We start from the raw sequence: 17,443 nt of genomic DNA, 5'->3' as shown, positions 1-17,443 counted from the left end.
TGCCGGGCCGCAGATGTTGCCCACTGGGGGGTGACGCCGCAGGCGGCGCGGGGGGAGCGATCACCCGCCACCGGTGCCCAGATAGGCTTCAATCACTTTCGGATCGCTCTGCACTTCAGCGGGCGTGCCCGACGAGAGCTGTTTGCCGTAGTCCAGTACCGTCACGCGGTCGCACAGGCCCATGACCAACTTCACATCGTGCTCAATCAACAAGATGGTGCGGTTGTCGTTGCGGATGCGGTCGATCAGTTCACGCAACATCACTTTTTCTGTTGCGTTCATGCCGGCAGCCGGTTCGTCCAGCGCAATCAGCTGGGGGTCGGTGGCGAGCGCACGCGCAATTTCCAGGCGGCGCTGGTCGCCGTAGCTCAGTGTGCGGGACTTGTAGTCCGCAAACTTGCTGATGCCCACGTATTCCAGCAACTCGCGGGCGCGAGCGGTTATCTCGGCCTCTTCGCGCTTGAAACCCGGTGTGCGCAGCACCGCACCAATCAGCCCGGAATGGGTGCGCACGTGCCGCCCCACCATCACGTTTTCCAGCGCTGTCATTTCCGCAAACAGCCGGATATTCTGAAAGGTGCGGGCGATACCCGCTTTGGCGACTTCGTGCACGGCCGAGGGCGTGTAGGGCTTGCCCGCCAGCTCAAAGGTGCCGCTGTCGGGCGTGTACAGACCGGTGAGCACGTTGAAAAAGGTGGTTTTGCCGGCGCCGTTGGGACCGATCAGGCCATACACCTGACCGCGCTTGATTTCCATGCCCACATCGCTGAGGGCTTGTAGGCCGCCAAAACGCTTGGAAACGTTGGCCACCTTGAGAATGGTTTCAGACATATCAGCAACTCCGCTCATTTGGTCAAGGACTTGCCGTGTTCGGGCGCTGGCCACAGGCCCTTGGGCCGGATCAGCATCACCACCACCATGGCCAGCGCAATCAGCAACTGGCGCAAGATTTCAGGGGCCAGGCGGCCATCGGTCAACTCCGTCAGGGGGTGGGCCACATGGCGCAGCAGCTCGGGCAGGCCAGCCAGCAGCAAGGCGCCCAAAATCACGCCCGGAATGTGCCCAATGCCACCCAGCACGACCATGGCCACCACCATCACCGACTCCATCAGCGAGAACGATTCGGGCGACACGAAACGCTGGAACGACGCAAACAGCACGCCCGATACGCCGCCAAACGAGGCCCCCATGCCGAACGCCAGCAACTTGAGGTTGCGGGTGTTCAGGCCCATGGCCTTGGCGGCAATTTCGTCTTCCCGAATCGCCATCCAGGCACGGCCAATGCGCGAGTCTTGCAGGCGGTAAGAAATGATCACCGCCAGCACCACGAAGAACAGGAACAGGTAGTAGTACAGCGTGACGGGCTGGAAGGTGTAGTCACCAATGGTCAGGCGCTTGCCCAAGTCGAGACCGAACACCGAAATGGTGTCGATCTGGCTGATGCCCTTGGGCCCGTTGGTGATGTTCACCGGACGGTCCATGTTGAGCAGGAAGATGCGGATGATTTCGCCGAAACCCAGTGTGATGATGGCCAGGTAATCGCCGCGCAGCTTGAGCGTGGGCGCACCCAGGATCATGCCCACGATACCCGCCACCACCGCCGCCAAAATCATCACCCACCAGATGCTGTAGTGCAGGCCGTTGGGGAACATGGCCTTGATGGCCGGGAAGGTGTCAGCCAGATGGGGCGATCCCAGCAGGGCAAAGATGTAGGCCCCCACCGCGAAGAACGCGATGTAACCCAGATCGAGCAGACCGGCGTAGCCGACCACAATGTTCAGGCCCAGCGCCAGCAGCACGTACAGCAGCGCGATGTCCAGAATGCGAACCCACGAGTTGCTGCCCGTGGATTGCAACAGAATGGGCAACAGCAGCAGCGCTGCGGCGGCCAGCAAAAAGACGATCAGTTTTCCAATTTTGGAATTCATCATGGTGCGCTCCTGCTCAGGCTCGGTCTGCCACACGCTCGCCCAGCAGACCCGAAGGACGCAGGGTCAGCACGATCGCCAGCACGATGAAGGCAAAGATGTCGGTGTATTGGCTGCCCAGCACACCGCCCGTGAGCTTGCCCAGGTAGCCGGCGCCCAGCGACTCGATCAGACCCAGCGCAATGCCGCCGACCACGGCGCCCGCCAGGTTGCCAATGCCGCCCATCACCGCGGCCACAAACGCCTTCAGGCCGGGCATGAAGCCCATGGCGTGTTGCACCGTGCCGTAGTTGGACGCCCACATCACGCCCGCAATGGCCGCCAGCATGGCGCCGATGATGAAGGTGGCGGAAATCACCACGTCGGGCTTGATGCCCATGAGGGCTGCCACGCGGGGGTTTTCAGCCGTGGCACGCATGGCCCGGCCCAGGTTGGTGCGGTTGACCAGCCACATCAGGAAAGCCAGGGTGATCGCCGTCACGGCCAGGATGGTCACCTGCGTCACCGAAATCACCGCACCACCCAGGTGAAACGGCTCGCTTGAGAGCATGGACGGGTACGACTTAGGGTTGGGTTTCCAGATGATCATGGCCAGCGTCTGCAACAGCAGCGACATACCAATGGCTGTGATCAGCGGGGCCAGGCGTGATGAGTTGCGCAACGGCCGGTAGGCCAGCTTCTCGATGGTGAAGTTCAGCGCCGCACACACCACCATGGCAATGATGGTGGCCATCAGCAGCATCAACCAGCCGGGCACGCCCACCATGGACTCGCGCATACCGGCAATGATGGTCCAGCTCGTGAGCGCGCCGATCATCAACACATCGCCGTGCGCGAAGTTGATGAGTCCGATGATGCCGTAGACCATGGTGTACCCGAGGGCCACCAGCGCGTACATGCTGCCCAGCACCAGACCGTTGATGATCTGCTGTAGCAAGGTTTCCATGAAGTTTCTCCGTGTTTTTGACAGGCGCGGGCGGACTGCCCGGACTGGCCTGTTTCAACTTAGCAAAAAACCCGCCAGGCTCGACCTTGGGACAGGACAGACTGCGGGTTGGTGCCGGATTGTAGCGAGGCGATTTGAGAGGCCCCATGCGTGTAACCCCTTATCACACGCGGGTTTACCCTGATTTCCAGATTTCAAACCGCCCTGCATCAGCGCGATTGGTCTTTCATTAGTTTTTGTGATCGTTCAGTTTTTTGAACTCACGCAGCTTATCGGCAATACGAATCTCCAGCCCGCGCTCCACCGGACGGTAAAACCCCGGCTCGGCCATGCCTTCGGGCAGGTAATTTTCGCCAGCCGCGAAGCCATCGGCCTCGTCGTGGGCGTAGCGGTAGCCTTTTCCATAGTCGAGCTGCTTCATGAGCCGGGTGGGCGCATTGCGAAGGTGCATCGGCACCGGACGGGTGCCGTCTTTTTTCACAAACGCCTTGGCCTCGTTAAAGGCTTTGTAGACCGCGTTGGACTTGGGTGCCACCGCCAGATACACCACGCACTCGGCCAGGGCCAACTCACCCTCGGGCGTGCCCAGGCGCTCGTACACCTCGGCAGCGTCCAGCGCCAGACGCAACGCTCGGGGATCGGCCAGGCCAATGTCTTCGCTCGCCATACGGATAAAGCGGCGCGCCAGATAGCGGGGATCGGCCCCGCCGTCGAGCATGCGCACAAACCAGTAGAGTGCTGCGTCCGGGTCGGAGCCGCGCACGCTTTTGTGCAGCGCGCTGATGGTGTCGTAGAACTGCTCGCCGCCCTTGTCATAGCGGCGCATGCGTTCGCCCAACACGCGCAGCAGCCAGTCATCGGTGACCTCGGCCAGTTTTTCGCGCCCGGCGGCCACGGCCAGGGTTTCCAGTGTGTTGAGCAGGCGGCGGGCATCGCCGTCGGCGTAGGCGATCAGGCGATCGGCCGCTGCCGCCTGCAGCGGGGGCACCGCGTTGATGGCCTGCGCCCGCCCGATGATCTGGCGCAAGTCTTCTTCGCCCATGGGCTGCAGCACGTACACCGCCGCCCGCGAGAGCAAGGCGGAATTGACTTCAAACGAGGGGTTTTCAGTGGTGGCACCAATGAAGGTGAACAAGCCGCTCTCCACATGGGGCAAAAACGCGTCCTGCTGGCTTTTGTTGAAGCGGTGCACCTCGTCCACAAACACAATGGTGCGCTGCTGGTGCAAGCCATCGCGCGCAGCCTCGGCTTTGTCCACCGCTTCGCGGATGTCTTTCACACCACCCAGCACCGCGCTGATGGTGATGAACTGCGCGTCAAACGCATCGGCCATGAGCCGGGCGATGGTGGTCTTGCCCACCCCCGGCGGGCCCCAGAGAATGCAGCTGTGGGGCTGACCCGACTCAAACGCCAGCCGCAGCGCCATGCCCTGGCCCAGCAGGTGCTGCTGACCGATGACCGTGGCCAGCGTGCGCGGGCGCAAGCGCTCGGCCAGGGGCGTGTGCTGGGGTGCGGCTGAGCTCACGGCAACCGGAGATGCTGGGCGGTTGCGATCAAGGCCGGATCACGTCGGCACCCGCAGGCGCCTGGAACCGAAACCGCTCAGCTGTCAACGGGGCGTTGCCCTGCCACTGGCTGAACGTCAAAACCGAGCGTTGGCCAAGGCTGTCCGCAATCTCCAGCGCCGTCAGCTGGCCTTGCCGAAAACCCACACGCACGCTTTGCAACTGCCCGTCCTTGCTGCGCGGGCGCGCTTCCAGCCACTCCATGCCATCTTGTGCAGGCGCGGCTTTCAAATCAAAAACCTCGGACAAAGCCCGCAAGTCGGTACCCGCGGCAATCAGGGCGGCGGGCGTGCTGCCCAACACCTCTTGCTGCTTGCGGGCCGTTACCTGGTTCAAGTCCACGTCGTAAAGCCAGAGCGTCTGGCCGTCGGCCACGATGGTTTGCTCAAACGGCTTGGTGTATTCAAACCGGAACCGGTTGGGCCGCAAAAACTCAAAACGCCCGCTGGACGTCTTGCTGCGCGCCACCGTCTCGCCGGTGCGCTTGGGCGAGGTGACCACCTGGGTAAAGCTGGCCTGCGCGCTGTTGACTTCGCGCAGGAATTTTTCGAGGTCTTTCAGCCCGTCGGCCTGCGCTGTGAATGCCGTCAAGGCGAGCGCGGCGGTGGTTATCAGTGTTTTGATCATGACTTGTCAGAGCCGTTTGCGCACACAAGGTTGCATAGCGCCCTCATTCATTGCGCCCGGGCACCAAAATGTCGCGCTGCCCGCTCGACGTCAACGCGCTCACCAAGCCCGCGTTTTCCATGTCTTCCAGCAAACGCGCGGCCCGGTTGTAACCAATTTTCAGCTTGCGCTGCACATAAGAAATACTGGCCTTGCGGTCCTTCAAGACGATTTCCACGGCCTGGTCGTACAGCGCATCTTTCTCGCCACCACCGCTACCGCCCTCGCCAAACACATCGCTGCCGTCGCCTTCGCCTGCAGCGGCTTCCAGCACGCCGTCGATGTAGTTGGGCTCGCCACCCTGCTGCTTCAGGTAAGCCACCACACGGTGCACCTCGTCGTCGCTCACAAAAGCGCCGTGCACACGAATCGGAAAGCCCGTGCCCGAAGGCATATAAAGCATGTCGCCCATACCCAGCAAACTCTCGGCGCCCATTTGGTCCAGGATGGTGCGGCTGTCGATCTTGCTGCTGACCTGGAAAGACAAGCGGGTGGGAATATTGGCCTTGATCAGACCCGTGATCACGTCCACGCTGGGCCGCTGCGTGGCCAATATCAGGTGAATGCCAGCCGCCCGGGCCTTCTGCGCCAGGCGCGCAATCAGCTCTTCAATCTTCTTGCCCACCACCATCATCAGGTCGGCCAGTTCATCGATCACCACCACGATGTAGGGCAGACGCTCCAGCGGCTCAGGCTGCTCGGGCGTGAGGCTGAACGGATTGCCAATGATCTCGCCACGCGCCTTGGCTTCGTCGATCTTGACGTTGTAACCGGCCAGATTGCGCACGCCCATCTTGCTCATGAGCTTGTAGCGCTTTTCCATTTCGGCCACGCACCAGTTCAGGCCGTTGGCGGCGTGTTTCATGTCGGTCACCACCGGCGCCAGCAGGTGCGGAATGCCCTCGTAAACGCTCATTTCCAGCATCTTCGGGTCGATCAACAACAAACGCACGTCTTTGGCGTCGGCCTTGTACAACAACGACAAAATCATGGCGTTGATACCCACCGACTTGCCCGAGCCCGTGGTGCCCGCCACCAGGCAATGCGGCATTTTGGCCAGGTCGGCCACGATCGGCTGCCCCCCAATGTCCTTGCCCAGGCCCATGGTCAGCATGGACTTGGCGTCGTTGTAGACAGCCGAGCCCAAAATTTCGCTCAGCTTGATGGTCTGGCGCTTGGCGTTGGGCAGCTCCAGCGCCATCAGGTTCTTGCCAGGAATGGTCTCAATCACGCGGATCGACACCAGGGACAACGAACGCGCCAGGTCGCGACCCAGGTTAACGATCTGCGAGCCTTTCACGCCTGTGGCGGGCTCAATTTCGTACCGCGTGATCACCGGACCGGGCGCGGCCGCGACCACGCGCACTTCCACCCCAAAGTCCTTGAGCTTTTTCTCAATCAGGCGGCTGGTCATCTCCAGCGTCTGGCTGTCCACGCCCGGCTGGTTCAGTGGCGCGCTGTCCAGCAGATCCACCTGTGGCAGCTTGCTGTCGGGCATTTCACTGAACAAGGGCTTCTGCCGCTCTTTGGCCACGCGCTCGCTCTTGGGCACGTCCACCAGCGTCGGCTCGATCACCACCGGCATCGGGTGGTGCTCTTCAATCTCCACCCGCTCCACCTTCACCACCTCTTCGCGCTCGCGCGCGGCCTGCTCCCCAATGCGCTGGTCTTCCACCGCCTCACGCTTCTCGCGCCGGGCTTCAAACCAGCCGTCGAGCACGAAACCCACACCCTCGGCCCAGTGGCCCCAGGAAAAACGGAAAACACGGGGCAGGCAGAGCACCAGCAACGCCAACATGGCCAGCGCCGAGCCGGTGAAACCCAGCCAGCGCATGGCCAGCATCCCCAGCGTATGCCCCAGCACACCACCAGCATGGCCAGGCAGCATGCTTTCCAGCCGGTACATGCGCGTCCATTCCAGCACCGTGCTGGCCGCCAGCAACAACACCAAACCCACCCAGAAAGCGCTGCGGCGACTCCAGAAACGGCCCCACCGCGTGTCCACGCCTGGAGCCGCGCCGTCATCAGCCACCTGGCCGCCTTGCTGACCCCGTATCCAGTCGGCCAGGGCCGACAACCACGCACGCAAACCTGCGAAAAAGCACCACCACACCGAAAAACCGAGCAGGTAATAGCTGCCGTCGGCCAACAGCGCCCCCAGCCGCCCACCCCAGTTGCCGGCCTCGGCCAGGGTGCCTGTGGTGCTCCAGGCCGGGTCCGCCAGCGAATGGCTGAGCAAGGCCAGCAACCAAAAAGCCAGCGCTGCCGCGCCCAGCACCAGCCCAATTTCCTGGGCAAAACGGGCCACCCCCGCCGGTGCAGCGCTGGCACGGTCGGCGTTGAGTGTGTTCAATGAATAGGTCATAAGCTTCGGAGTCGTCCTGAAGCAAGCTTAACCCAAGGATTTGGGCCCTCCGGACCGCCCGCGCCGGATGACGTTCGTCTGGCTGGATGACGCCAACCCCCGCGCGCGCCAGCGCTCAGAGGTTGGGCGTTTTTTGGATGTGTCCGAGCAACGCCCCAAAACGCGCCCGATCAAGGCGCAAAGCACAGCCACAGCTCGGACTATGGCGCGCCTTTGCAACGCCGAGCGGGTGTGTTATGGGGTGGTGAGCGGGCATGAGCAAAAGACGCTCAGCCCAGCGTGTTGAGGCGGTCCTTGATGATCGTGCTGCCGTCCTCAGCCAGCTCAATGAAGCCGCGGTCTTCCAAATCCTTCATCACGCGGCTGACCATCTCCCGCGAGGCGCCAATCATCTTGGCCACGTCCTGGCGCGACACCCGGTCACGGATCGTCAACTGCCCGTCTTTGCCCGGCTGCGCAAATTCCAGCAGCGCCCTCGCCACCCGGCCATACACATCCATCAGCGCCAACGACTCGATCTTGCGGTCGGCGTGGCGCAGACGCTGCACCAGGCCCTTCATCACCGCGTAGGCCATTGAGGTGTTTTCAGGCAGGCAGCGGGCAAATTCGGGGCGCCCCAGAATCAGCACGTCGGTTTGCACCTCGGCACGCACCGTGGCCGAGTGCGGCTGGTTGTCGATCAAACTCATTTCGCCCACGTAGTCACCCGGGTTCATGGTGGCCAAAATCACCTCGCGACCACGCGCATCCGTGGTCACCACACGGGCCCGCCCCGTCAACACAATCGCCAAGAAATTGGACTTTTTACCTTGCTCAACAATGCACTCGCCGCGCTTGAAGCGGCGCTTGATCACAGCATCAGCCACCGACTCAGCCTGCGCTTGCGTCAAGGTTGAAAACAGGGGAACCCGGCGGATCAAATCCAGATTGGACAGTATGGACATACGTTATTCCTCAGATCAGGCGGCATAAGCAGCTCTGTTTCATACAATGCCTCACAGACACCGACCCCCATCCCTCACCAGGATGGTTTGAATGGCGTTGGCAGCAACCATTTATCTCAACACTCTAAACCAATCACCCCCTGTCACCATCGGGGCTTGCACCATGAAGCATACTAAAGTTCTTATTCTCGGCTCAGGCCCCGCCGGTTACACCGCCGCTGTGTATGCCGCACGCGCCAACCTGAACCCCGTGCTCATCACCGGTATTGCCCAGGGTGGTCAGCTCATGACGACCACCGAAGTCGACAACTGGCCCGCCGACGTGGATGGTGTGCAAGGCCCCGATCTCATGCAGCGCTTTCTGGCGCATGCCGAGCGCTTCAAGACCGAAATCGTGTTCGACCACATCCACACCGTCGACTTTTCACAGCGGCCCTTCGTCCTCAAGGGCGACAGTGGAGAATACAGCTGCGACGCGCTCATCATTGCCACCGGCGCCTCAGCCAAATACCTGGGTCTGCCGTCAGAAGAGGCCTTCATGGGCAAGGGTGTTTCGGGCTGCGCCACGTGCGATGGGTTTTTCTACCGCAACGAAATCTGCAGTGTGGTCGGTGGTGGCAACACCGCTGTGGAAGAAGCGCTGTACCTGTCAAACATCGCCAGCAAGGTCTACCTGATTCACCGCCGCGACACGTTCAAAGCCGAGGCGATCATGATCGACAAGCTGATGGAGAAAGTGGCCGCTGGCAAGATCGAACTCAAGTTGCACAGCACACTTGACGAAGTGCTGGGCGACCAGACCGGCGTGACGGGCGTTCGCTTGAAGAACGTGCAAACCGGCACAACCGAAGACGTGACGGTCAAAGGTTGCTTCATCGCCATTGGCCACAGCCCCAACACCGACATCTTCAAAGGCCAGCTGGAAATGAAGGACGGCTACATCGTCACGCAGTCCGGCCTGAAGGGTATGGCCACCATGACCAGCGTGCCCGGCGTGTTCGCGGCCGGCGACGTGCAGGACCACATTTACCGCCAGGCCATCACCAGCGCGGGCACCGGCTGCATGGCAGCGCTGGACGCCCAGCGCTTCCTTGAGCAAAACGATCTGTAAGCCGAAGGGTACGGACTGCGCAGGAACCCGCCTCTGAATGGACGCGATTCCCGCCCAAGGCTATAATTCAAGGCTTTGCTGCAATTTCCCGGATACTGGGCTTTGGCTTTGGTCCGCGCAGCAAGATTCGGGTTACCGCCACCCTATCCTGGCGAGGTGAGGCTGAAATGCCAGATACGGCCTGCCGCGATACCGCGTCAGGTCCTTGGCAAACAGCTGTTAGAAAATGATCGGAGTGTCCTCATGGCACGCGTCTGCGACGTAACGGGCAAGAAGCCCATGGTCGGGAACAACGTTTCCCACGCCAACAACAAAACCAAGCGCCGGTTCCTGCCGAACCTGCAATACCGCCGTTTCTGGGTCGAGAGCGAAAACCGTTGGGTGCGTCTTCGCGTCTCCGGTGCAGCCCTGCGCCTGATCGACAAAAACGGCATTGATGCCGTGCTCGCAGACCTGCGCGCACGCGGCCAGGCTTAAGGAGAACCGAACATGGCAACCAAAGGCGCACGCGAGAAAATCAAGCTGGAATCCACTGCTGGAACCGGCCATTTCTACACCACCACGAAAAACAAGAAGACCACGCCCGAGAAGATGCTGATCAAAAAGTTTGATCCAAAAGCTCGCAAGCACGTGGACTACAAAGAAATCAAGCTGAAGTAATTCAGCTGGGTACGAACAAAAAAGCCGCTGTTTTCACAGCGGCTTTTTTTTATGCTTCTGCAGACCCAGAACTCCAAGGCTTTCCCATTTACACCCTGCTTGATGCGTCGCTTTTGGGCAGGGTCTTACAAGTCAAAGACATCTAGGACTACCGCGCCGCACAAGCGGCGCGTTGGACAGGCAAATCAGGCTCGGGCTGAGCGCAGCTGGATCGAGAATTCGCGCAGTGCAGCGATCCCGCTCTCTTCTGCACGGCGGCACCAAGCTTGCAAATCAGCAGCCAGTTGCTCGCGAGAATGCGAGGTGTTCAGCCAGATCTGGCGCAACTCTTCGCGCATCACCACCATTTTGTCCAGCACCGGATAGGCCGCGCGGGCCTGGCTCAGCTGGGGTACGGCGGCAGCGGGCACCTTGTCGGCGTCGCGGTGCAGCCAGCGGCTGGCCGTTTTGAGCACGCTGGCGTCCACCTTGGGCGTGGCAGCCTCGTGCTGGAACACGTCGCGCATCTTGCGGGCGTAACCCGCCATGACTTCGTAGCGGTTGGCGATGATCGCCTCCAGCGTTTTTTCGTCGGCCACGGGTTTGACGTCGCCGTAAGCCATTTTGGGCGGGGTCTTTTTGACGGTCGCCAGACCCACCATCTGCATGATGCTGATGTACATCCAGCCAATATCAAACTCGTAGGGTTTGACCGAGAGCTTGGCCGAGGTGGGGTAGGTATGGTGGTTGTTGTGCAACTCTTCACCGCCAATGAGGATGCCCCATGGCGAGATGTTGGTGCTGGCGTCGGTTGCCTCAAAGTTGCGGTAACCCCAGTAATGGGCCGCGCCGTTGATGATGCCGGCTGCCGTGATGGGAATCCAGGCCATTTGAACCGCCCAGACCGCCAGGCCCGCTGCGCCAAACAGGGCGATGTTGATGATCATCATCAGCGCCACGCCTTGCCAGGAGTACTTGGTGTAGAGGTTGCGCTCGATCCAATCGTCCGGCGTACCGTGGCCGTAACGGGCCATGGTTTCCTTGTTTTTGGACTCGGCGCGGTACAGCTCAGCGCCTTCAAACAGCACCTTTTTGATGCCATAGACATGCGGGCTGTGCGGGTCTTCCGCTTGCTCGCATTTGGCGTGGTGTTTGCGGTGGATCGCCGCCCATTCTTTGGTCACCTGGCCCGTCGTCAGCCAGAGCCAGAAACGGAAGAAGTGCGACGCGATGGGGTGCAGGTCGAGCGAACGGTGCGCTTGATGGCGGTGCAAAAAGATGGTGACGCTGGCAATGGTGATGTGGGTGAACACCAGGGTCACCAGCACAATCTGCCACCAGCTGGCTTCGGTCAGTCCGTGGGCCAACTGCTGAATCAGACCATCCCACAAAGTGGAAAAGAATCCGGAATCGGTAGAAAACATTGATGTCCTAAATGACCGCCCAACAGCGGCGGGAACACGAGGGATAAACGCTCTGATGAAAGAGCAACCAAAACACGTCGGATTTTAAGGCGGGGGGGTGCAAAACACCAAATGCCTACGCGTCTGGAAGACCCGAATCTGATCAAGATCAGGCTTTTGCCTGATTTTTCAAGCCTTCTTCCGCCAAACGGCAGCGAAAAAGCCGTCCGTTGCATGCCGATGTGGCCACAAACGCAGCATTTGGCCCTCATCACCCGTGCACAAGGACGCAGCGTGCGGCACTTGGGCAGTCTCCAGCAAATCCACCACCGGCACCGGCTCGAAGTCTGGGTGGGCTTCGCCAAAGGCGGCCACGACGGCCTCGTTTTCGGCAGGCAACAGACTGCAGGTGGCGTACACCAAACGCCCGCCGGGCTTCAACAGGCGCGCCGCGCTGTGCAAGATAGCCTGCTGCAATTCGGCTTGGGCGGCCACCGTCTGGGGGTTTTGGCGCCACTTCAGGTCGGGGCTGCGGCGCAGCGTTCCCAGGCCTGAGCAAGGCGCGTCCACCAGCACGCGGTCGATCTTGCCCGCCAAGCGCTTGATGCGGTCGTCGCGCTCGTGCGCAATGGCTACGGGGTGGACGTTGGACAGGCCGCTGCGAGCCAGCCGGGGCTTCAGCGCGTCCAGCCGATGCCCGGACGTGTCAAACGCGTACAGGCGTCCGCTGTTGCGCATGGCCGCGCCAATGGCCAGCGTCTTGCCGCCTGCGCCAGCGCAAAAGTCCACCACCATTTCGCCGCGCTTGGCGTCCAGCAGCAAAGCCAACAGTTGCGAGCCTTCGTCTTGCACCTCCACGTCGCCCTGCACAAACGCGGGCAATTTGGCCAGCGAGGGCTTGCCCTGCAGCCGGATGCCCATGGATGAATAAGGGGTGGGCTCACAGGCAAGGCCAGCCTGGCGCAATTCGGCCAGCACCACTTCGCGCTTCTTTTTGAGCACGTTCACGCGCAAGTCGAGCGGGGCGGGCTGGTTCAGACTGGCCACGAGCGCATCAAATTCGGTGCCCACCTGCTCACGCAGCGCGGTAGCCAGCCATTCGGGCAGGTTGTGGCGGTGGGGCGCCATCAGGTCGGCGTCTTTCACGGCATCGCAGTGGTCGAGCCAGTTTTTTTCCACATCGGTCAGCGCGCTTTTAAGAAAGTCGCGGTCGCCGGGGAAACCCAACACGGCCAAACGGCGCCACTTGGAGCCGCTGCCGGAGCGCGCGAGCCATTCAAACTTCAGGCGCTCGCGCAGGGTGGCGTAGACGGTGTCAGACAGGGTGGCCCGCTCACGCGGACCGAGCGAGCGGTGCTCACGGAAATAGCGCGACACCACCGCATCGGCGGGGTGCTCAAATTTATAAACGAGTTCAATCAGGTTGGCGCATTCGTCCAGAAGGGCTTTTGGGTGCATCTTGGAATTATCCCCCCTGGGCTTGCCTCCCCCTGCGCCTGCTGCGCAGGAGGGGATAATCCGTGTCCATGTCAGAACTCTCCAATCAAGTGCGCCGCCGGCGCACATTCGCCATCATTTCCCACCCCGACGCGGGCAAAACCACGCTGACCGAAAAACTGCTGCTGTTTTCGGGCGCGATCAACATCGCCGGTTCGGTGAAGGCGCGCAAGGCGGCGCGCCACGCCACGTCCGACTGGATGGAGATTGAAAAGCAGCGCGGCATCTCCGTGGCTTCGTCGGTGATGCAGATGGAATACCGCGACTGCGTGATCAACCTGCTCGACACCCCGGGCCACCAGGACTTCAGCGAAGACACCTACCGCGTGCTGACCGCCGTGGACGCCGCGCTGATGGTGATCGACGCTGGCAACGGCGTAGAACCGCAGACGCGGCGCCTGCTGCAGGTGTGCCGGGCACGCAACACGCCCATCCTCACGTTTGTGAACAAAATGGACCGTGAGGTGCAGGCCCCGCTGGACCTGATGGACGAGATTGAGCGCGAACTGGGCATGACAGTGGTGCCATTCACCTGGCCTGTGGGCATGGGCAAAACGTTTCGGGGCGTGTTTGACCGCCGCACCGACCAGATGCGCGTGTTTGCCGCCGGCGAAGACCGCCGCGGTGGCGACGAAGACGTGCTGAGCGGCCTGGACAACCCCGAGAGCGTGAAGCGCTTTGGCGCCGAATTTGAACAAGCCAAAGAAGAACTGGAACTGGTGGAAGGCGCCTCACCCGCGTTTGACGAGGCCGAATTTTTGGCCGGGCGCCAGACGCCGATGCTGTTTGGCTCGGCGGTGAACAACTTCGGCGTGCGCGAGGTGCTGGACGCGCTGGTGGACCTGGCGCCCCCGCCCGGCGACCGCCCGGCTATTCAGCGCGTTGTGCACCCGGACGAGCCCAAATTCACCGGCGTGGTGTTCAAGATTCAGGCCAACATGGACCCTGCGCACCGCGACCGCATTGCGTTCGTGCGCGTGGCCAGCGGCCACTTCGAGCGCGGCATGAAACTGAAAGTGGTGCGCAGCGGCAAAGACCTGCGCCCCAACACGGTGGTGAGCTTTTTGAGCCAGCGGCGCGAGTTGCTGGATGAGGCCTTTGCCGGCGACATCATTGGTATCCCGAACCACGGCGTGCTGCAACTGGGCGACACGCTGACCGAGGGCGAGACGCTGCAATTCACCGGCCTGCCGTTTTTTGCGCCAGAAATTATTCGCAGCGTGGAAGTGGCCGACCCGCTGCGCAGCAAGCAGCTGCGCGCCGGCCTGACCCAGTTGGGCGAAGAAGGTGCCATCCAGGTGTTTCGCCCGGTGGCGGGCAGCGTGCTGTTGCTCGGCGCGGTGGGGCAGTTGCAGTTTGAGGTGGTGGCGCATCGGCTGGAGCACGAATACGGCGTGAAAGCCCGCATCATGAACAGCCCTTACCAGGTGGCGCGCTGGGTCACATGTGCGCCCGAAGACGGTGGCGAGGTAGAGCTGAAAAAGTTCATTGATGCCAACAGCCACCGCGTGGCGCTGGACGCCGTGGACGCGCCGACGTTGCTGGTCGACCACCAGGCCACGCTGCGGGCGGTGGAGGCGAATTGGCCGAAGATCAAGTTTCACGCCATGCGGGAACACGCGGGCCTGGTGTTTCATAAGTCCATGTAACCCCCCGCGCAAGGCAAAGCACCCCCCGCGCCGGCTACGGCGTCACCCCCCAGGGGGCTTTGCTCCTGGCCCGGCAAGCCGGTTCCACCGCGTTCTGGGTGGACAGCCCTTCGTGGAACGGCGGGACTGGCTGTCTCAGACCACCCGTGTGAGCAGGCGCTCTACCGCACGCGGGTAAATGATGTGTTCCTGCGTCAGCACGCGCGCGGCCAATGTCTGCGCGGTGTCACCGGGCAACACCGGTACCACGGCCTGGTCCAGAACGTCGCCATGGTCCAGCTCGGGCGTCACGCGGTGCACCGTGGCGCCGGCAAACTTGCAGCCCATGTCGATGGCGCGCTGGTGCGTGTTCAACCCGGTGAAAGCGGGCAGCAGACTGGGATGGATGTTGATCAGCCGACCGGCGTAATGCTGCACAAAACCGGGTGTGAGGATGCGCATAAATCCGGCCAGCACCACCAGCGCGGGGCCATGGCGGTCGATCGTGGCCATCAGCTCGGCGTCAAATGCTTCGCGGTGGGCGAACGCCTTGTGGTCCACCACGGCGGTGGCGATGCCCTGTTCACGGGCAAACTCCAGGCCCTTGGCCTCGGCCTTGTTGCTGATGACGGCCGCCACACGGGCGCCGAATTGTTCTCCCCAGTGGTGTTTTTGAGCGGTCTTGACGATGGCGGCCATGTTGGAGCCGCTGCCGGAGATCAGAATAACGATGTTTTTGTTCACGCCTGCCATGGCCAAGAAGTGTAATGACTCCAGAAACCACGACCGCCCCGCGTTCACACGATTTTCAACAGCGTCCGCTGTCCGTTGCCGAAGCCCGCGTGCTGGGCACCCTGATGGAGAAGGCCCGCACGGTGCCCGACAGCTACCCGCTCACGCTCAACACGCTGATCACCGGCTGCAACCAGAAGTCCAGCCGCGACCCGGTGCTGCAACTGCCCGACGCGCTGGTGGTGGAAGCACTGGAAGGCTTGCGCCATCTGAATCTGGTGTTCGAGACCAGCGGCGGACGGGCAACCCGCTACGAACACAACTTCATGCGGGCCGTGGGTGTGCCCGAACAATCTGCCGTGCTGCTGGGCATGCTGATGCTGCGCGGCCCGCAAACCGCCGGTGAACTGCGGCTGAACACCGAACGCTGGTACAAGTTTCTGGACATTGCGTCGGTCGATGCCTTTCTGGAAGAGTTACAGGACCGGTCCCCTGAAAAAGGCGGTGCCCTGGTGGTAAAACTGCCGCGCGCACCCGGGGCACGCGAGCAGCGCTGGGCGCACCTGCTCTGTGGCCCGGTCGATCTGTCGGCGCTGCAAAACGCTGCCGCCCCCGGCGCAACCGGCGCCACAGAGGACGACGTGATCGCACTCACCCGCCGCGTCGCAACGCTGGAAGACACCGTGGCCTTGCTGCAAGACCAGTTGCAAAACCTGCACAAAGAACTCGGCTTGTCGCAGCCCGGACAGGACTAAAACGAACGGTCGTGCCAAACTGAGGCTTGTTTGCGCGGACGCCCCGTTCACCCGCGCCCCACAAGGAGACACCCCCATGGATTTGGCATTCACGCCCGAAGAGCAGGCGTTTCGCGAAGACATTCGCGCCTGGGTCAAGGACAACCTGCCCGCAGACATTGCCCACAAAGTGCACAACGCGCTGCGCCTCTCGCGCGACGATATGCAGCGCTGGGCCAAGATACTGGGCAAGAAAGGCTGGCTCGGCCACGGCTGGCCCAAAGAATTTGGCGGTCCCGGCTGGAACGCGGTGCAAAAACACCTGTTTGAAGAAGAATGCGCCTTGGCGGGTGCACCACGCGTGGTGCCCTTTGGCCCAGTCATGGTGGCACCCGTCATCATGGCCTTTGGCAACAAAGCCCAGCAAGAGCGCTTTCTGCCCGGCATTGCCAGCGGCGACGTGTGGTGGAGCCAGGGCTACAGCGAACCTGGATCGGGTTCCGACCTGGCTTCGGTGAAGTGCCGTGCAGAGCGCCAGGGCGACAAATACATCGTCAACGGACAAAAAACCTGGACCACCCTGGGCCAGTACGGCGAATGGATCTTTTGCCTGGTGCGCACCAGCAACGAGGGCAAGCCGCAAACCGGCATCAGCTTCCTGCTGATCGACATGAAGTCGCCCGGCGTGAGCGTGCGCCCGATCAAGCTGCTGGACGGCGAATGCGAGGTCAACGAAGTCTGGTTTGACAACGTGGAAGTGCCCGCCGAGAACCTGATCGGTGAAGAAAACAAGGGTTGGACTTACGCCAAGCACCTGCTCAGCCACGAGCGCACCAACATTGCCGACGTGAACCGCGCCAAGCGCGAGCTTGAGCGCCTCAAGCGCATCGCCAAGGCAGAAGGCGTGTGGGATGACCTGCGCTTTCGCGACCAGATTGCCCTGCTGGAAGTGGACGTGGTAGCGCTGGAAATGCTGGTGCTGCGGGTGCTCAGCGCTGAAAAATCGGGCAAGAACTCGCTGGACATCGCCGGCCTGCTCAAGATCAAAGGCAGCGAAATTCAGCAGCGCTACGCCGAACTCATGATGTTGGCGGCTGGGCCGTTCGCCATTCCCTTCATGGAAGAGGCCATGGAAGCCGGCTGGCAAGGCAACTTCCCTGGCGGCGAAGTGGCCAACGCGCCGCTGGCGTCCACCTACTTCAACATGCGCAAGACCACCATCTATGGCGGCAGCAACGAAGTGCAGCGCAACATCGTGGCCCAGACGGTCCTCGGCTAAAGGAGA

Annotated in this window: 16 protein-coding genes; 6 read left to right on the top strand and 10 right to left on the bottom strand. The window is 61.9% G+C overall.

The window, feature by feature from the left end; all coding sequences use genetic code 11:
* Positions 1-60 precede the first annotated feature (60 nt).
* The 7 genes from AC4QBL_RS01925 to AC4QBL_RS01895 all read right to left on the bottom strand — a co-directional run bounded on the left by AC4QBL_RS01925 (position 61) and on the right by AC4QBL_RS01895 (position 8,414).
* Positions 61-831: an ABC transporter ATP-binding protein gene (locus AC4QBL_RS01925; protein ID WP_472899923.1), complete on the bottom strand. Its 771-nt coding sequence runs from the start codon at positions 829-831 to the stop codon at positions 61-63.
* 14 nt (positions 832-845) lie between these two features.
* Complete coding sequence (locus AC4QBL_RS01920) at positions 846-1,931, bottom strand: branched-chain amino acid ABC transporter permease (protein ID WP_472899922.1); 1,086 nt, start codon at positions 1,929-1,931, stop codon at positions 846-848.
* Between the two features lie 13 nt (positions 1,932-1,944).
* Positions 1,945-2,874: a branched-chain amino acid ABC transporter permease gene (locus AC4QBL_RS01915; RefSeq protein WP_472899921.1), complete on the bottom strand. Its 930-nt coding sequence runs from the start codon at positions 2,872-2,874 to the stop codon at positions 1,945-1,947.
* Positions 2,875-3,103: 229 nt separating this feature from the next.
* Complete coding sequence (locus AC4QBL_RS01910; protein WP_472908196.1) at positions 3,104-4,399, bottom strand: replication-associated recombination protein A; 1,296 nt, start codon at positions 4,397-4,399, stop codon at positions 3,104-3,106.
* A 28-nt stretch (positions 4,400-4,427) separates the two neighbouring features.
* A complete protein-coding gene (gene lolA, locus AC4QBL_RS01905; RefSeq protein ID WP_472900051.1) occupies positions 4,428-5,063 on the bottom strand; it encodes an outer membrane lipoprotein periplasmic chaperone LolA in 636 nt (211 codons plus the stop codon).
* Positions 5,064-5,109: 46 nt separating this feature from the next.
* Positions 5,110-7,470, bottom strand: a complete 2,361-nt coding sequence (locus tag AC4QBL_RS01900; protein WP_472908197.1) for a DNA translocase FtsK — start codon at positions 7,468-7,470, stop codon at positions 5,110-5,112.
* Positions 7,471-7,739: 269 nt separating this feature from the next.
* The gene (locus AC4QBL_RS01895; RefSeq protein WP_472899918.1) at positions 7,740-8,414 is read right to left on the bottom strand and encodes a Crp/Fnr family transcriptional regulator; all 675 of its coding nucleotides are present in this window, start codon (positions 8,412-8,414) and stop codon (positions 7,740-7,742) included.
* Positions 8,415-8,577: 163 nt separating this feature from the next.
* On the opposite strand from AC4QBL_RS01895, the gene trxB reads away from it, so the two are divergent.
* The 3 genes from trxB (at position 8,578) to rpmG (ending at position 10,185) form a co-directional block, all read left to right on the top strand.
* On the top strand, positions 8,578-9,525 hold the full coding sequence (gene trxB / locus AC4QBL_RS01890) for a thioredoxin-disulfide reductase (protein ID WP_472908198.1): 948 nt from the start codon (positions 8,578-8,580) through the stop codon (positions 9,523-9,525).
* Positions 9,526-9,768: 243 nt separating this feature from the next.
* Entirely contained in the window at positions 9,769-10,002 is a 234-nt protein-coding gene (rpmB, locus tag AC4QBL_RS01885; RefSeq protein ID WP_056269541.1) for a 50S ribosomal protein L28, read from the top strand.
* Positions 10,003-10,014: 12 nt separating this feature from the next.
* On the top strand, positions 10,015-10,185 hold the full coding sequence (rpmG, locus tag AC4QBL_RS01880; RefSeq protein WP_056269543.1) for a 50S ribosomal protein L33: 171 nt from the start codon (positions 10,015-10,017) through the stop codon (positions 10,183-10,185).
* Between the two features lie 185 nt (positions 10,186-10,370).
* Here rpmG and AC4QBL_RS01875 read toward each other — a convergent pair whose 3' ends face one another.
* Together AC4QBL_RS01875 and AC4QBL_RS01870 are read right to left on the bottom strand one after the other, a co-directional pair.
* Positions 10,371-11,588, bottom strand: coding sequence for a DesA family fatty acid desaturase (locus AC4QBL_RS01875; protein ID WP_472899916.1), 1,218 nt, complete (start codon positions 11,586-11,588; stop codon positions 10,371-10,373).
* Positions 11,589-11,756: 168 nt separating this feature from the next.
* Positions 11,757-13,025: an RsmB/NOP family class I SAM-dependent RNA methyltransferase gene (locus tag AC4QBL_RS01870; protein WP_472908199.1), complete on the bottom strand. Its 1,269-nt coding sequence runs from the start codon at positions 13,023-13,025 to the stop codon at positions 11,757-11,759.
* Between the two features lie 68 nt (positions 13,026-13,093).
* On the opposite strand from AC4QBL_RS01870, the gene AC4QBL_RS01865 reads away from it, so the two are divergent.
* Positions 13,094-14,713: a peptide chain release factor 3 gene (locus AC4QBL_RS01865; RefSeq protein WP_472899914.1), complete on the top strand. Its 1,620-nt coding sequence runs from the start codon at positions 13,094-13,096 to the stop codon at positions 14,711-14,713.
* Between the two features lie 135 nt (positions 14,714-14,848).
* Here the strand turns inward: AC4QBL_RS01865 and purN are convergent, their stop codons facing one another.
* A complete protein-coding gene (purN, locus tag AC4QBL_RS01860) occupies positions 14,849-15,445 on the bottom strand; it encodes a phosphoribosylglycinamide formyltransferase (RefSeq protein ID WP_472908200.1) in 597 nt (198 codons plus the stop codon).
* A 14-nt stretch (positions 15,446-15,459) separates the two neighbouring features.
* Between purN and AC4QBL_RS01855 the strand changes: the two genes are divergently transcribed.
* Both AC4QBL_RS01855 and AC4QBL_RS01850 read left to right on the top strand, forming a co-directional pair.
* A complete protein-coding gene (locus AC4QBL_RS01855) occupies positions 15,460-16,179 on the top strand; it encodes a YceH family protein (RefSeq protein WP_472899912.1) in 720 nt (239 codons plus the stop codon).
* A 76-nt stretch (positions 16,180-16,255) separates the two neighbouring features.
* A complete protein-coding gene (locus tag AC4QBL_RS01850) occupies positions 16,256-17,437 on the top strand; it encodes an acyl-CoA dehydrogenase family protein (protein ID WP_472899911.1) in 1,182 nt (393 codons plus the stop codon).
* The last annotated feature ends 6 nt before the right edge of the window (positions 17,438-17,443 follow it).

Source organism: Hydrogenophaga sp. L99, assembly GCF_058731905.1.
This window is presented reverse-complemented; position numbering and strand designations above follow the sequence as displayed.

Excerpts from the sequence above, each read along its gene's own strand:
- AC4QBL_RS01875 (WP_472899916.1), bottom strand. The coding sequence starts at position 11,588 with ATGTTTTCTACCGATTCCGGATTCTTTTCCACTTTGTGGGATGGTCTG.
- purN (WP_472908200.1), bottom strand. The coding sequence starts at position 15,445 with ATGGCAGGCGTGAACAAAAACATCGTTATTCTGATCTCCGGCAGCGGC.
- rpmB (WP_056269541.1), top strand. The coding sequence starts at position 9,769 with ATGGCACGCGTCTGCGACGTAACGGGCAAGAAGCCCATGGTCGGGAAC.
- AC4QBL_RS01850 (WP_472899911.1), top strand. The coding sequence starts at position 16,256 with ATGGATTTGGCATTCACGCCCGAAGAGCAGGCGTTTCGCGAAGACATT.
- AC4QBL_RS01865 (WP_472899914.1), top strand. The coding sequence starts at position 13,094 with ATGTCAGAACTCTCCAATCAAGTGCGCCGCCGGCGCACATTCGCCATC.
- AC4QBL_RS01900 (WP_472908197.1), bottom strand. The coding sequence starts at position 7,470 with ATGACCTATTCATTGAACACACTCAACGCCGACCGTGCCAGCGCTGCA.
- AC4QBL_RS01920 (WP_472899922.1), bottom strand. The coding sequence starts at position 1,931 with ATGATGAATTCCAAAATTGGAAAACTGATCGTCTTTTTGCTGGCCGCC.
- AC4QBL_RS01870 (WP_472908199.1), bottom strand. The coding sequence starts at position 13,025 with ATGCACCCAAAAGCCCTTCTGGACGAATGCGCCAACCTGATTGAACTC.
- trxB (WP_472908198.1), top strand. The coding sequence starts at position 8,578 with ATGAAGCATACTAAAGTTCTTATTCTCGGCTCAGGCCCCGCCGGTTAC.
- AC4QBL_RS01925 (WP_472899923.1), bottom strand. The coding sequence starts at position 831 with ATGTCTGAAACCATTCTCAAGGTGGCCAACGTTTCCAAGCGTTTTGGC.
- AC4QBL_RS01895 (WP_472899918.1), bottom strand. The coding sequence starts at position 8,414 with ATGTCCATACTGTCCAATCTGGATTTGATCCGCCGGGTTCCCCTGTTT.
- rpmG (WP_056269543.1), top strand. The coding sequence starts at position 10,015 with ATGGCAACCAAAGGCGCACGCGAGAAAATCAAGCTGGAATCCACTGCT.
- AC4QBL_RS01855 (WP_472899912.1), top strand. The coding sequence starts at position 15,460 with ATGACTCCAGAAACCACGACCGCCCCGCGTTCACACGATTTTCAACAG.
- AC4QBL_RS01915 (WP_472899921.1), bottom strand. The coding sequence starts at position 2,874 with ATGGAAACCTTGCTACAGCAGATCATCAACGGTCTGGTGCTGGGCAGC.